Source organism: Persicitalea jodogahamensis (assembly GCF_014651615.1).
In the GTDB taxonomy this organism is placed as follows: domain Bacteria; phylum Bacteroidota; class Bacteroidia; order Cytophagales; family Spirosomataceae; genus Persicitalea; species Persicitalea jodogahamensis.
Map to the genome: position 1 here is coordinate 2306926 of NZ_BMXF01000001.1, position 13513 is coordinate 2320438.

12 protein-coding genes and 1 pseudogene are annotated in these 13513 nt (G+C 49.0%); 4 read left to right on the plus strand and 9 right to left on the minus strand.

Annotated elements, in window-relative coordinates:
• Window positions 1-40 precede the first annotated feature (40 nt).
• The 3 genes from IE117_RS09515 to IE117_RS09525 all read left to right on the plus strand — a co-directional run bounded on the left by IE117_RS09515 (window position 41) and on the right by IE117_RS09525 (window position 5638).
• Window positions 41-1978: a putative porin gene (locus tag IE117_RS09515; RefSeq protein ID WP_189564046.1), complete on the plus strand. Its 1938-nt coding sequence runs from the start codon at window positions 41-43 to the stop codon at window positions 1976-1978.
• A 6-nt stretch (window positions 1979-1984) separates the two neighbouring features.
• Window positions 1985-2578, plus strand: a complete 594-nt coding sequence (locus IE117_RS09520; protein WP_189564047.1) for a MiaE family protein — start codon at window positions 1985-1987, stop codon at window positions 2576-2578.
• Window positions 2579-2728: 150 nt separating this feature from the next.
• Window positions 2729-5638: a PD-(D/E)XK nuclease family protein gene (locus tag IE117_RS09525; protein ID WP_189564048.1), complete on the plus strand. Its 2910-nt coding sequence runs from the start codon at window positions 2729-2731 to the stop codon at window positions 5636-5638.
• Between the two features lie 191 nt (window positions 5639-5829).
• On the opposite strand, the gene IE117_RS09530 is transcribed toward IE117_RS09525, so the two are convergent.
• The 8 genes and pseudogenes from IE117_RS09530 to IE117_RS09565 form a co-directional block, all read right to left on the minus strand.
• A complete protein-coding gene (locus IE117_RS09530) occupies window positions 5830-6030 on the minus strand; it encodes a hypothetical protein (RefSeq protein ID WP_308439275.1) in 201 nt (66 codons plus the stop codon).
• Window positions 6031-6228: 198 nt separating this feature from the next.
• Window positions 6229-7554 (minus strand): Gfo/Idh/MocA family protein, encoded by a 1326-nt coding sequence (locus IE117_RS09535; protein WP_189564049.1) that lies wholly within the window; start codon window positions 7552-7554, stop codon window positions 6229-6231.
• Between the two features lie 112 nt (window positions 7555-7666).
• Window positions 7667-8224, minus strand: coding sequence for a pyridoxamine 5'-phosphate oxidase family protein (locus IE117_RS09540; protein WP_189564050.1), 558 nt, complete (start codon window positions 8222-8224; stop codon window positions 7667-7669).
• Between the two features lie 224 nt (window positions 8225-8448).
• Window positions 8449-9015, minus strand: coding sequence for a hypothetical protein (locus IE117_RS09545; protein WP_189564051.1), 567 nt, complete (start codon window positions 9013-9015; stop codon window positions 8449-8451).
• 153 nt (window positions 9016-9168) lie between these two features.
• Window positions 9169-9339: pseudogene (locus IE117_RS09550) on the minus strand (class I SAM-dependent rRNA methyltransferase); the annotation flags it as partial.
• A gap of 69 nt (window positions 9340-9408) precedes the next feature.
• Window positions 9409-9693 carry an addiction module antidote protein gene (locus IE117_RS09555; protein ID WP_189564052.1) on the minus strand — a complete coding sequence of 95 codons (285 nt, stop codon included), beginning with the start codon at window positions 9691-9693 and terminating at the stop codon, window positions 9409-9411.
• A gap of 4 nt (window positions 9694-9697) precedes the next feature.
• A complete protein-coding gene (locus IE117_RS09560; RefSeq protein WP_189564053.1) occupies window positions 9698-9997 on the minus strand; it encodes a type II toxin-antitoxin system RelE/ParE family toxin in 300 nt (99 codons plus the stop codon).
• Window positions 9998-10033: 36 nt separating this feature from the next.
• Entirely contained in the window at window positions 10034-11230 is a 1197-nt protein-coding gene (locus IE117_RS09565) for a class I SAM-dependent rRNA methyltransferase (RefSeq protein WP_229580588.1), read from the minus strand.
• A 98-nt stretch (window positions 11231-11328) separates the two neighbouring features.
• On the opposite strand from IE117_RS09565, the gene IE117_RS09570 reads away from it, so the two are divergent.
• The gene (locus tag IE117_RS09570) at window positions 11329-12228 is read left to right on the plus strand and encodes a sugar phosphate isomerase/epimerase family protein (RefSeq protein ID WP_189564054.1); all 900 of its coding nucleotides are present in this window, start codon (window positions 11329-11331) and stop codon (window positions 12226-12228) included.
• A 63-nt stretch (window positions 12229-12291) separates the two neighbouring features.
• On the opposite strand, the gene IE117_RS09575 is transcribed toward IE117_RS09570, so the two are convergent.
• The gene (locus IE117_RS09575; protein WP_189564055.1) at window positions 12292-13293 is read right to left on the minus strand and encodes a zinc dependent phospholipase C family protein; all 1002 of its coding nucleotides are present in this window, start codon (window positions 13291-13293) and stop codon (window positions 12292-12294) included.
• Window positions 13294-13513 lie beyond the last annotated feature (220 nt).

The following is a 13513-nucleotide window of genomic DNA, read 5'->3' on the forward strand; positions in this document are numbered from 1 at the left end:
TGTATCTCACAGACCTGCGCTCAAAACTGTGTTGGCCGTCATGTTCTTCTTCGCTGGGGTATTGATCACTCAGCGCGCGGAAGCTCAAATTCGCCCCGGTGGTATCAATCTACCCCAGGGTATCCCCACCCAGGGTGGGGGGGGCGGTGGTGGGCAGGGAGGCGCTGTCCTGGACGATACTACCAAGAACCTGTACGGCCCCAACACGGCCCTGCACTTTTTCGAGGACGATATTCTGAACAACCGCGACTCGACGCGCTACCGGCTCGACACCTCCCTGACGGGTATTCATCGCTGGACTTTTGTAGACCAGAGTTGGAATCATCTGGTGGATTTGGGAAACTACGGCACGGCCACCCGGAATACGTTCTACCGGCCGCACCAAAGTGTGGGGGCTCAACTCGGCTTCCGGGCTTACGACCCCTACGCCGTGCAGGAAGGCGAGGTGAAGTATTATGACACCCAGTCTCCGCTTACCGAAATGACGTTTGTTTCGGGCGGCCGGGGACGGAACATTCTGCGCTTTGGCTTCAACCAGAATATCACGCCCCGACTGAACATTGGTTTCCGGGTACAGCGCTTTACCTCCAATAAGCAGTATGGTACATTCAGTACCCGTAACTCAGAAGCTATCCTGTCGCAGAATTGGAATTTTCTGACCCAGGCCAGCTACTTTTCCAAAGACAAAAAATATACGATTCTGGCCCACTACCGGCACCTTAATCACAACACCAGAGAACAGGGCGGATTGCTGAATGTGCGCGATACTACCTCTGCGGATAGTAGTAAAAAACTTTTTGTGTATGACGGACCGGCCCGACTGAGCGATGACGCACGTTCCTGGGAGCGGCGGCACGTTTTTCACGTTTATCAGCAGTATCGTCTCGCCAATGGCTTCCAGCTTTTTCAGCAAGGCGAATATACCGGGGTGAAAGACCGCTACGATGATCCCGGTACCCAAACCGGTTTTCAGAATGGCGTGTACCGGCAAATTCTTTACGATTCTACTTCAACGCATCAGGCCGTCGATTACCGGTTGATCGATACCAAACTGGGTATCAAGGGTACTTTCTCGGGATTTAACTATCGGGCCTATTATCGTCCGAGGGTATACCGGGTGCGGGGAACTTACAATACTTCCGACTCGACTGAATCGAGTTACCGAAACGTTCGCTTCGAGAACATCGTCGGTCTGTGGCTCAGCTATTACCTCAAAGATTCTACGCAACACCTCATAGCCGAGGGGCAGCACCTCCTGGGCCGCGACTTTCTGCTGCGTGGCGAACTCTCGACACGCTGGTTTGAGGCGGGCTACCAGACCGCCTTCTGGACCCCGGATATGCTGATGCAGCGGTACGAAAGCAACCATCTCCGCTGGGACAACGGCTTCAATTTGACGGGGGCCAATACCATCTACGGCTCGCTACCCATCAAAACCAGGAATCTGAATTTCGAGCCGCAGATGCAGTACCACCTGGTGAGCAACTACGTCTACTACGACACCGCCGCTGTGGCCCGGCAGTTTTCGGGTTCGTTCAGTTTGTTAAGAATCGGAGCAAAAGTTTCCTGGCAGAAAAACAAGCTCAATTTTCGGGGCGAAGGCTACTACACCATCAATTCCAACACGGATATCATCCGCATCCCGGCCTTATTTCTTTCAGGAGAGCTGACCTATGACTTCATTTATGCCAAGGTACTTTATGTGCAGGTGGGCGTGTCGGCGCACTACCGCTCGTCCTATCTGGCCGATGCCTACATGCCGGTGACCCAGCAATTTTATTTACAGAACAACTTTTTGGTGGATCGCTACGCCGTGGCCGATGCCTTTGCCACCCTCCGAATCAACCGGGTGCGCCTTTTGCTGAAAATGTCGCATATTAACCAAGGACTGGGTGTGGAGGGATACTACACCACGCCAAGGTACCTTGGCTTGCAGCGAACGTTCAGTTTCGGAGTGTTTTGGCCATTATTTGATTAAAAAATCATGTCACTCACCACCCTTGGACTTGAACTACCCACCGATCCTCGCTGGGCTGATATCGCCGGTATGCAGATCGGGGAGATTTTGATCGATCATGCCTACTGCGAACAGAAAGCCGCTTCGGCTTGCATTTCGCTCATCGTCCACTTTCCCGCCCGGGCCAAACTGGTGGAAATGCTGACCCCGATTGTGAGTGAGGAATGGGGGCACTTTCAGCGGGTTTTGAAGGAATTGAAAAAAAGAGACATACCGCTGGGCCGTCAACGGAAAGATGCCTATGTAGGCCGCTTGCGGGAAGTTTTACACACCAAGGGCAACGGGAACGATGTGTTTCTGGATCGCCTGCTGGTTTGTGCCCTCATCGAAGCGCGTAGTTGCGAGCGATTCAAGCTATTGTCGGAGCAACTGACAGATGAAAGCTTGCAGAAATTTTACCGGGAACTGATGATTTCGGAAGCCGGACATTACCGTTGTTTCCTGGAACTTGCCGAATATTATCTGCCCAAAGCCGTAGTGCGTGATCGATGGAAGGAATTACTGGTTCACGAAGCGGAGATTATGAAATCGCTGGAACCCAGAGGAGATCGGATCCATTGATACCATAGCCGATAACTACCCATCGTATCAACGATCAACTAATTCTCGTTCCCCTACATCGGCCATCCATCTTTACCACACTCAGTATCGGTTCCTTAGCAGTGAGCCTGGTGCCTCTGCCACTTTGGAACTTCGCCACTTACAATAAAAATGAAAACGTTCCTTCGAGAAGTTGCTGAATATATTCTAAAAGCCCACGACAGCGATCTGGAAAAAGTTGCCATCGTCGTGCCGACACGGCGGGCGGCGTTTTTTGTGAAGCTGGAATTGGCCCATGCCACCGAGCGCCCCATCATCAGTCCTGAGGTGCAGGCCATTGAGGATTTTGTGGAGAGCGTAAGTACCCTCGAAGTAGCTGACTCGGTGAGTTTGTTGTTCGAGCTTTACGAGACGTTCAAGGAAATCGACCCCAATATCCAGTTCGACCGCTTCATGGGCTGGGCGTCGGTGTTGCTGAGCGATCTGGATCGGATCGATCAGTACCTGGTCAAGACCGACTACCTATTTGACTACCTCACCGAAGCCAAGGCCGTCGAGCGTTGGGAGGCCGAACTACCCCCGGGACGTAGTTTGTCCGATTCCCCGGGCACCAAAAATTATTTCAGCCTTTTTGAAAATATCAAACTGGTTTACCAGGCTTTTCGGGAACGATTAACGGCCAAGGGCAAGGCGTACCGGGGCATGGCCTACCGCCATGTGGCCGAAAACGTCGACGAACTACTGCTCCACCGCACACCCTTTGAGAAAGTGTATTTCGTGGGCTTCAATGCCTTTACAGAATCGGAAAAGGTAATTATTAAAAAGCTGCGTAAATCGAACAAAGCCGAAGTACTGTGGGATGCGGATAAGTACTACATGTCGGAAAATCCCGACGTGGAGGCGGGGACAAGTTTGCGTGATTACAAACGAAACCTGGAATTTGGCCCCTGGAACTGGACGCACGAGCATTTGCTGGCCGACGAGAAGAATATCACGGTCTATGGCGTGCCCAACGGGACGCTGCAAACCAAAGTGGCCGGGGCTTTATACGCCGAAATGCTGCAAAACGATCATCCCGAGCAGCCCGTGCCAACGGCTATTGTGCTGGCGGATGAAAATCTGCTGCTGCCCATGCTCTACTCGCTGGACGAGGGCGTGAAGGATTTCAACATCACGATGGGGCTTTCATTGCGGGGATCGATGCTATACACGTTGATCGACAGCATCTTCGAGTTGCAGATGAACGTGGCGGAGTTCAAGACCAAAGAAGGTAAATCGGTCAGGATTCCCAAATTCAACCACAAGTCGATAAGTAAGGTACTCAATCACCCGTTTATTCGCCACTTCGAGCAAATCGTGTTGCGGCATTCCGAAACGGAAGAGTTGACCATCATTCAGAAAACGCTGCGGGAAATTAATTTCAACAACCGTGTTTTTTTGAGCACAGCGGAATTGCTGGAAATCAGCGAAGGCCACGATTTGTTCAAGACCCTTTTCACGCATTGGAAAAAAGACGATTCGAGCCAGATCATCCAGTCGTTTTATGACCTGATTGACCTGCTGCGGGAGGTCTACAAGGATTACAAGAACGCGCTCGAAACGGAGTACCTGTACCTGTTCTATACCCTGCTCAAACAATTCGAGCAGACCATCGCCGATCGTCCCGAGCCACTGGGATTGTACACGCTCCGGTCTTTTCTGTACGACTTGATCCGCAATACCCGCATTCCGTTCAGCGGCGAACCCGTGAGCGATTTGCAGATTCTGGGTATGCTGGAAACCAGGGCGCTGGACTTCGAGCGGATCATCATTTTATCGATGAATGAAGGTACTTTGCCCCAGGCCAAGCGGCAGAATTCCCTCATTCCGTTTGATATCGCCCGTGAGGTGGGGCTGCCCACGCACCTCCACCAGGAAGCCGTGATGTCCTACCACTTCTACCGCCTGCTGCAGCGCGCCAAAGAAGTACACCTGCTGTATGTAAGTACCAACGACGCGCTGGGCGGCGGCGAAAAAAGCCGTTTCATCCAGCAAATCGAGTATGAGCTGACGGAGTATAACCCGCGCATCAGGCTCACAAACAAAATGGTGGAATTCGATGAAGTACCATCCGAATCGCTGACGCAGGAAGTACCGAAGGATGAGGCGATGCTGGCGAGCATCCGTACGTATCTGGGCGAAAAAGGACTTTACCCCACGCACGTGAACGACCTGATTCGGTGTTCGATGCGGTTCTACCTCAGCCGGATCGTGGGCGTGCAGGACAAAGAAGAAATCGAGGAAGAACTGGGGATGGACAAGATTGGCACCTGGCTACATGCTTCGCTGGAAGAACTGGATCAGCGATTTTTTCTCAAAGGCATAGATCCGAGCGAAGACGAAATCAAGCAGGTACTTTCCGATAAGTTTCGGGAATTATTCCAGGGATTCATCACCGACATGGGGCTCAACCGGATTTACTACCAGGTCGGGGAGCAGCAGATATTGGCTTTTCTGGCGCACCAGATGCAGAGCGAGAATCGCCGTAGTATCGTCGCGGCCGAGCAGAAACTAACTACCGAACTGACACTGGAAATTCACGGCCAACCGGTCACGGTGCAGCTAGGCGGCAAAATCGACCGCGTGGAGCGGGATGAGGAGAACAAGCTATTCGTGATGGATTACAAAACGGGCAGCGTGGAAATGAACGCCGAGAGCCGAAGTACCATTCCGCAGCGCAAGGAAAAGCTCCGCTCCTCGGCCGACCTGAAAGCGGGCTACGCGCGGCAGTTGTGGTTTTATAAGTACTTGGTATATAAAAACTTAGCAAGCCCGGAAGGCTTGAAGCTTGGTGAGCAAAACTACCTGGCCCGTGATACCCGGGTTCAGTCCGGGTTCTATTCCTTCCGGGAACCGACGAAAATTTTTGAAAACCAATTGGAAATCACCGAAACCGACGACCCGCAAACCTTCATTGCCGAGTCCGAAGCCCTGCTGCGGGAAATTATATCGGAATTATTGAATCCAGAACTACCCTTTGTGCAGACCGCTGATTTGAAAGTTTGCGAATATTGTGATTTTAAGGGAATTTGTGCCCGTTGAGACTAGTGGTGTCTCGACCCTCTGAAAAATTTTCACCTAAACCTTATTTGTACAATGTTCGCCTGGTTTTGGACAATATTCAATGTGCTTATTATAGCCGCATTCGCCGGGATGGGTCTTTACGCCATGTACTTGGTTATTTTGGCCCTAAAAAAATATTTGGGCAAAGGGTAGAAGCCAGACAACTGGCATTAGGGATTTACATTTAGCGGGCTGTTTAAGATAAAACGCCGCCGAATGTCATTGATCAAAAACTTCTTCTGGGCCGTGAAACTATCGGGATGGATTTCTGAAAATAGAAGCTCCCATTCCTGGAAAAGGGCAGGTTCTCCCGCGCGAAACTTCTCTTCGGCTATATTTTTTTGGACGAGGTACTCTTTGAAGGAAATCACTATCTGATAGTTTTCTTTATATTTTTAATGACGCCAAGCCGTATATTGACTACGTCTTGGCGTCAACAAATGTGATTTGTGAATATTTTCAGAAATTCTATATATCAATACACCGGATATTTGACAACTTGTAACTTGCATCTATACAGGCTTCCTAGCTACTGATTGGTACTAAACGGAGATATCTTCGGTATTAGCCTAAAATTTCCGATACACGCCACCCAGGTACTGGTTGGCTTGCTCTTCTTTAAACTGTGCCTTTTTCGCATCCCAATGCAGCGTTTTATTGGGGAAGCGTCCGGCAATGACGCCTAGCAAAATGGTTTCGGTCAAACGGGAAGCATAAGAAAATGGGGCGCTGGTTTTGCCCGTTCCCAGGCATGCGTCCACAAACTCATGGTAGTGTTTGTTTGATTCCGAATTATCACCAGGCAGTGGCTGGTTTAATTTATAACGCGTTATATCAATGTCTTTGTAGCTTCCGTCGACAATCAATTTGGGCATTATCTTGTAATGGGGCAGGTACAGCCGCCCCTTTTCGCCGATGAACATGGCGCCCTGGTCATGCAGGTCCGCCCCGTCCGGCAACATTAAATCCTCCCGTTGTTTGTCGGCTCCTACACCATCGTACCATACCCATTTCAGCGTATCGGTCGTATATTTTGTGCCGGGAAATTCGTAGCTGACCATGTTCTTTTCGGGGTACCCAAATCCGTTTGGCTTTCTGCAATTCGTCGTTATGGTTCGGGGTACATCGAGTTGCAATGCATTGTAGGGCGTATCGAAAATATGCACGCCCATGTCGCCAAGGGTAGCGCAACCATAGTCAACCAGCTTACGCCAGTTACCGGGGTGATAAAAGCCATCTTTATAAGGCCGTTCGGCAGAAGTACCCAGCCACAGGTTCCAGTCCAAATTTTCGGGTACCGGATCGCCATTCGCAGGAGTTGGTCCATTATACCCCCAGTTTTTGGGCGACCATGCTCTCACGGTATGTACTTTTCCAATGATTCCGTCCTGGATCAACAAAGTAGCCAGCTTGTAATCATAAAAGGAATGCACCTGAATACCCATTTGGGTGACCAGCTTTTTATCTTTGGCCATTTTATCCATCGCCCTCGCTTCTTCCACGTAGTGGGTAAGTGGCTTTTGGCAATAAACGGGCTTGTTCATTTCCATGGCCATAATAGATGCGGGTGCATGGGTATGATCCGGGGTCGACACGACCACAGCATCGATTTCATTGCTCAATTCTTTGAGCATTACCCGGTAATCCTTATACGTTTTTGCATTGGGAAATTTCAATTTTACCTCTGCCAACATGTTGGAATCGACATCGCACAGGGCTACCACATCCACATTGGAGTGTGATGAAATGGACGCCAGGTCGGCCTGTCCCATTCCTCCCAAACCAATGTGAGCGGTTCTCAGACGTTTATCGGCGGAAGAAGCCCATGATTGAGGCGATAAGAGGGTAAGCGAGGACATTGCTGCCACATTTTTCAGGAAATCTCTTTTATTCATGTATCCGAGGGTTGAAATTTTTGATTTGAAGAATTAAATATAACGGTATTGCGCAGGATTACCTAAGCCGCGATTGGTGGAAACAATAGATCAGGGAATCTGTGCACGGTTTTTATGAAAACTGCAAACCCAGATCGGTAGGCAAGGCATCGAGGCTTTTCAGATTCTTCTCTTTCATGTACTCAATCAGCCCTTCGGCTCCCTTTTTTTCTGCCCATTCAAAATGGAAATCACGTTCTCCTGCATAATCATACATGGGCACTCCAAAGCCGCAGGACGTTTGAACCAGGTCAATCTCCGCTACAATGATCTGTCGGGTACTTGGGTAGATCGTAAGGCCCTTCGCATACAAGTCCCAGTCGTCAGAGCCAGGCAGGACGGTGAATCCTTTGCCGTACAATCTCAGGATATTCGGCTTGGCGGTAAATGAACAAAACATAAACGTGATCCGCCCGTTTTCGAGCGTGTGCGCCGAGGTTTCATTGCCGCTGCTGATCAAATCCATGTAGGCCACCCGCTTATCATCCAGTACCCGAAAGGAATCTAATCCTTTGGGTGAAAGATTCACCCTTCCGTCCCCGCTGAGGGGAGCCGTTGCCACAAAAAAGATATGTTGGTTTTCAATGAATTCTTTGTGCGCAGGTTGTATGGATTTGTAGAATTTGCCCATGGAATTGATTTGGAGGGGTGTGAATACGTTTAGTAGGTTGAGTTATGAACAGATGTTATTATAATCTAAGTGCCTTATTGTTTGGTAGATACGGTATTTTTTGATTATCGTTATTTTTCGCGGATCGCGTTACAAACGCGAGGGGATGCAACACCGATTTGAAATCGGTGTTAGCGGGGAGCTATGGCACCACTTTTGCCAAAAGAGGGTTTGAGGTAGCATTTTTAGTCCGCACACTCATTGTATCTTAAAAGATTTGTAGTTGTGTCAAGTTCTATTGAATATGACATTCGTTCTTCTTGTCTGGTAAAGGCGAAGCCTGTCAGGGATTTACACCATACCCCTTTCACAGAGTCAACTGTAACAAAATCTTTCTCTGTCCACACTCCTTGGTGAAAAGAGGTTTTGTTATAAAATTTCGATGCCTTGATATTTTCAATAAGTTCTGTCGTTGCGTAGTTTCCAAGCTGAATGTCATATAGTATGCAGTAGTCCTGCCACATATCCTGATATTCGTCTTTAAGTACTTTAAAATCTGATGGTAGTTTAATGTCGGCTACTTTTTGCAGCCTTTCCTTGCTTGGTGTTCTGTAATCCATAAAGGAATATAGAGCAACAGCAAATATACAAAGTGAGAAAAGGAAGGTTCGATTGATTTGTTGACTTAGTTTCCCAGTTAATTTATCTGATTTTACTAGCCAATTATTAAAAGGAAGATATAACAAATACAGCAGCCCACCGAAAAGTATAGTGGCAATAATTACTATAATTATAAAAAATGCGATTAACATTTCCGTTTTGGTCGTATTTTACAATTATTGCAGCCTAATCCTTGGACTGTGTCTCGACAGCCCCATCAAAAGCAAATAATTGTGATCCAAAATTTAGAATACTCAACTTATTAGTGGATATAAATCCTAAGCTAGGCTTGAAAAATCGCTTCACTACTCATCAATCCGCAAAACCAACCCCTTCAAATAACTACCCTCAGGATGAAACGCATTGACCGGATGGTCAGGGCCTTGCGATAACTGGTGCAGGACGCGCGCCTTGCGGCCCACTTCCATGCAGGCGGCCACCACGGTATTGTAAAATAAGTCCCGGTCCAATACTTGTTGTCCTGCATGGCCAGGTACCTCGCCGACACGCGACCTGATAGGTGTTACGCAGCGTGGAGCATTTTTTCAGGCGGAAATTGGGTTTACCTGAATTTGGCCTCCAATTGCTTTCAAGACTTTCATCATCGTCTCAAACTGAGGTTTGGCTCCATCAGACAGGGCTTTGTTCAAACTTGGTCTGCTTAATCCGGTCTCTTCCGAAATTTTGCTCATTCCTATCGCCTTCGCTATATGTCCTATTGCATTGATTACATCGGCGTTATCTCCTTCTTCTAAAACAGTATTGAGATATTCGGCAATCATTTCTTTGCTGTCCAGATAATCAGCTATGTCAAATTTTGAAGTTCCCATGTTTTTATTTACTCAATTTTTTCCAGATTTCTTTTGCTTTTGCAATGTCTTTTTGTTGAGTTGACTTATCTCCACCAACCAGCAAAACGATTACTTTTCCATTCTTTTCAATAAAGTAAACGCGATAACCTTTTGCAAAATTTACTCGCAATTCTCTAATTCCGTCACCAACAGATTTGCAATCTCCAAAATGGCCGTCGTTTTCTATTTTCTGAATTCTAAACAAAATTTTTGCCTTAGCTTTTAAGTCTTTCAGTCTTCTCAGCCATTTATCAAATTCAGTTGTCTTTTCAATAAAGAACATAAGGAGTGCATCTACATCAATAACGCAATATCCGGATCAGTCATCAATCCTCAAAACCAACCCTTTCAAATAACTACCCTCAGGATGAAAGGCATTGACCGGATGGTCGGGGCCTTGCGATAACTGGTGCAGGACGCGCGCCTTGCGGCCCACTTCCATGCAGGCGGCCACCACGGTATTGTAAAATAGATCCCGGTCAACTACCTGCGAACAGGAAAAGGTAAAGAGCAGCCCGCCGGGTTTCACTTTCTTGATTCCTTCGATATTGAGCCTTTTGTAGCCCTGCACGGCCCGGTGCCGGGCCGACATGCTCTTGGCGAAAGCGGGAGGGTCAAGCACCACGATGTCGTAGCTCGTGTCCTGCAATTTGAAATAAGCCATGGTATCCTCAGCTACGGAATGATGGCGCTCCGAATGCTCGTTGAGCGCCACGTTTTCGTCGGCCAGAGCAATGGCCCGGCCCGAGGCGTCGAGCGAAACGACCGATGATGCTCCCGCATCCAGCGCGTACACCGAGAAGCCGCCGGAATAGCTGAACGTGTTGAGTACCGATTTTCCGGGAGCGTAGCGCGCCAGCAGTTGCCGATTTTCGCGCTGGTCGAGAAAGAACCCCGTCTTCTGACCCTTGACCCAATCCACCAGAAAAGCGTTGCCGTTTTCCGTAATGCGGTGGGGCGTTTCGCTCTCCCCGAACAGGTAACCATCGGCAAAGTCGGAAGCATACTTGCCGGGCAGCGTCTGGCGGCTCTTGTTATAGACTGCTTTCAGTTCATCGCCCATCACTTTTTGCAGCGCCTGAGCGATATCGTCGAGGCAGCGGTGCATTCCGATGGTATGCGCCTGTACTACCGCCACGCCATTGTAAACATCCACGATCAGGCCGGGAAGTCCGTCGCCCTCACCATGTACCAGGCGGTAGGAATCAGTGTCGCCCAGAAATAACGCTTTCCGGGTATCGTAAGCATTGCCCAGGCGGCTGACCCAGAAATCTACATCGATGTCTTCCTGCTCGTAGGTCAGGATCCTGACCATGATGCTGCCGTCGTGGTAATGGCCCCGCGCCAAAAATTCCATATTACGGTTCAGGACATCCACGAGGTCGCCATCCTGTGGCTCGCCGTCCTGACGGGAGATGGCCCCGGAAAAAACCCAGGGGTGACGCCGTTCCACGGCCTGTTCGCGGCCTTTCTGCAGGTAAAGATTAGCAGAAATTTTATTAGCTAGAGTAGACAAAATGCAGTACGTTTTTTTGATAAAATGGCATTAATCGGGTTTCAATTTTGTATCATTGCCACAATTTTACGCAATTTTTAACCCTAAAAATATTAAACATGGATTACAACCGCCGTTTATTCCTGAAAGCTGCCGGATTTGCCTCACTGGGCGCCGTGGCCTATCCTCTCTTATCCTGCGACAGTGGCGGAGACAACACTTCCGATAGCGACAGCACGGCCCTGGCGGGTACTGGCGCGGTCACCAAAATCGACAATTTCGGCATTCAGCTATACAGCGTCCGTGACATCATTGGGAAGGACCCTAAGGGTGTTTTGAAGCAAATCGCCGATCTGGGCTACAAGGAGATCGAAAGCTACCAGGGCGATCAGGGTGTTTTCTGGGGAATGACCCCAAAAGAATTCAAAGCCTATCTGGATGAATTAGGCATGAAAATCGTCAGCACCCACGCTGATACTACCAAGGATCTGGAAAAACTGGCCGGCGAGTGCGCCGAGGCCGGACTCACCTACGTGCTGCAACCCTACATTGGCCCGCAAAAAACCATTGATGAATGGAAAAAACGCGCCGAGGAATTCAATCAGCGCGGCGAGATCTGCAACAAGGCCGGTGTGAGGTTCGGCTACCACAACCACGATTATTCCTTCAAAGAGCTGGATGGACAGATACCCCAGGAGATTCTGCTCGACAATACCGACCCAGCCAAAGTGATGTACGAACTCGACATGTGCTGGATCGCCGCGGCTAACAAAGACATTGAACCGCACCTCCAAAAGTACGCCGGACGCTACGATCTATGCCACGTTAAGGATTTCCAGCGCGAACCTGAATTTCACCAGACCGACCTGGGTAAGGGGGTGATCGACTACGCCAAAGTACTTAAAGTAGCTCAGGAAACGGGAATGAAACACTTTATCGTGGAGCAGGAAGAGTATCCCGAATCCGTGATGGCCAGTATGGCGCATGATGCGGATTATATGAAAGCGTTAGTTATTTAATGTCGGAATTGGTGAATGTCGGAGTTAAACTATTCACTGATTCCGACATTCACTAAATCTCAATTAATTCCCGTCATCTGCTTCCGGGCGAATCCGCAGAAGCCGCTGTAACCACGTCTGTTGGTCGGCGGCTTCTTTCGTTTTTTCGGCTTCGCTGAATTTGAAATTGGCCAGCGGCCGCAGGTCCGGTTGTCCGGCGTTGACCCAGCAGGTGTACCACATGTCGCTCACCAACTGGACGGAAGCCTTCATTTGTCGCTCGACCTGGCCATCCAGGGCCTGGTTGTACTTGGCGGTGAATTCGTCGGAGTAGGTGCGAACCATCACCTTGTTCCTTTCCATGTATGTGAATTTCCGGTCCGCTTTAAAGTCTTGACTGAGTTCTTTTTCGATCTGAAGCACGGAATCGCAGGCGGCATGAGCCTGGGCCACCGCACCCCAAATCGCGCGGGCGGGGCTGTCGAGGTAGTTGGCGGCACCCATCCACATTTCATAGTCGTCAGCGTATTTCTCAGGAATTCTCGATTCCCAGAAAGCGTGGATACCTTCCTGTCCGGTCAATTGCCCATTGTAATTCCGGGTAGTGTGCAGAGGCACGTTGGCGTCAGCGATATAGTGCCCCAAATCCGCCGAGATACGCAGGATTTTGGCCGGATTCTTTTCCCGTAGCGCTTCGGTAAGTTGGAAAACTGCGGTCTGCACATACCAGGGCACGATACCGTGCTTTCGCAGGCTGTCCTCGCCGATTTTTTCACGAGCTTGATTCCAGTAAAGCGGGAGCGAGTCAAGTGCACTTTCACCGTACACATCCAGGTCGATGAAATGTCGCTCCGCCTCGCCCAATACAGCATAGCGGCGGCGATCAGGGTTGACCGCATTTTCTGAAATGAAGTCAATGTTTTTCTTGTAAAAAAACTGCATCTCCGGTGGCAGACGGTAGACGGCCAGGCGGTTGATTCGTTTGTGCGCCCAAAAGCCCCATTCGGGCTCCGAGGCCGTAATCCGAGCCTGCAACGAGCCAAAAGTGATCAGTAAGAACAGAGGGAATGCCGAAATCTTCACCATTTATAAGAAAAGTGCAGCCAGTGGCCAATTTCTAATACCAATTGATAATCTGATTTTTCCAAATAATAGTTGGCAAAATGTACAATTGGTTGAACAAGATATTGCGTTTTATTATTTTTGCACACATTATTAATAAATAATATTTAAATAATACAAAAATAGCAAACTAATTGTAATTTTGCGGTGTTGTTTACATATCATCGCAAACTCGAAATTTTAC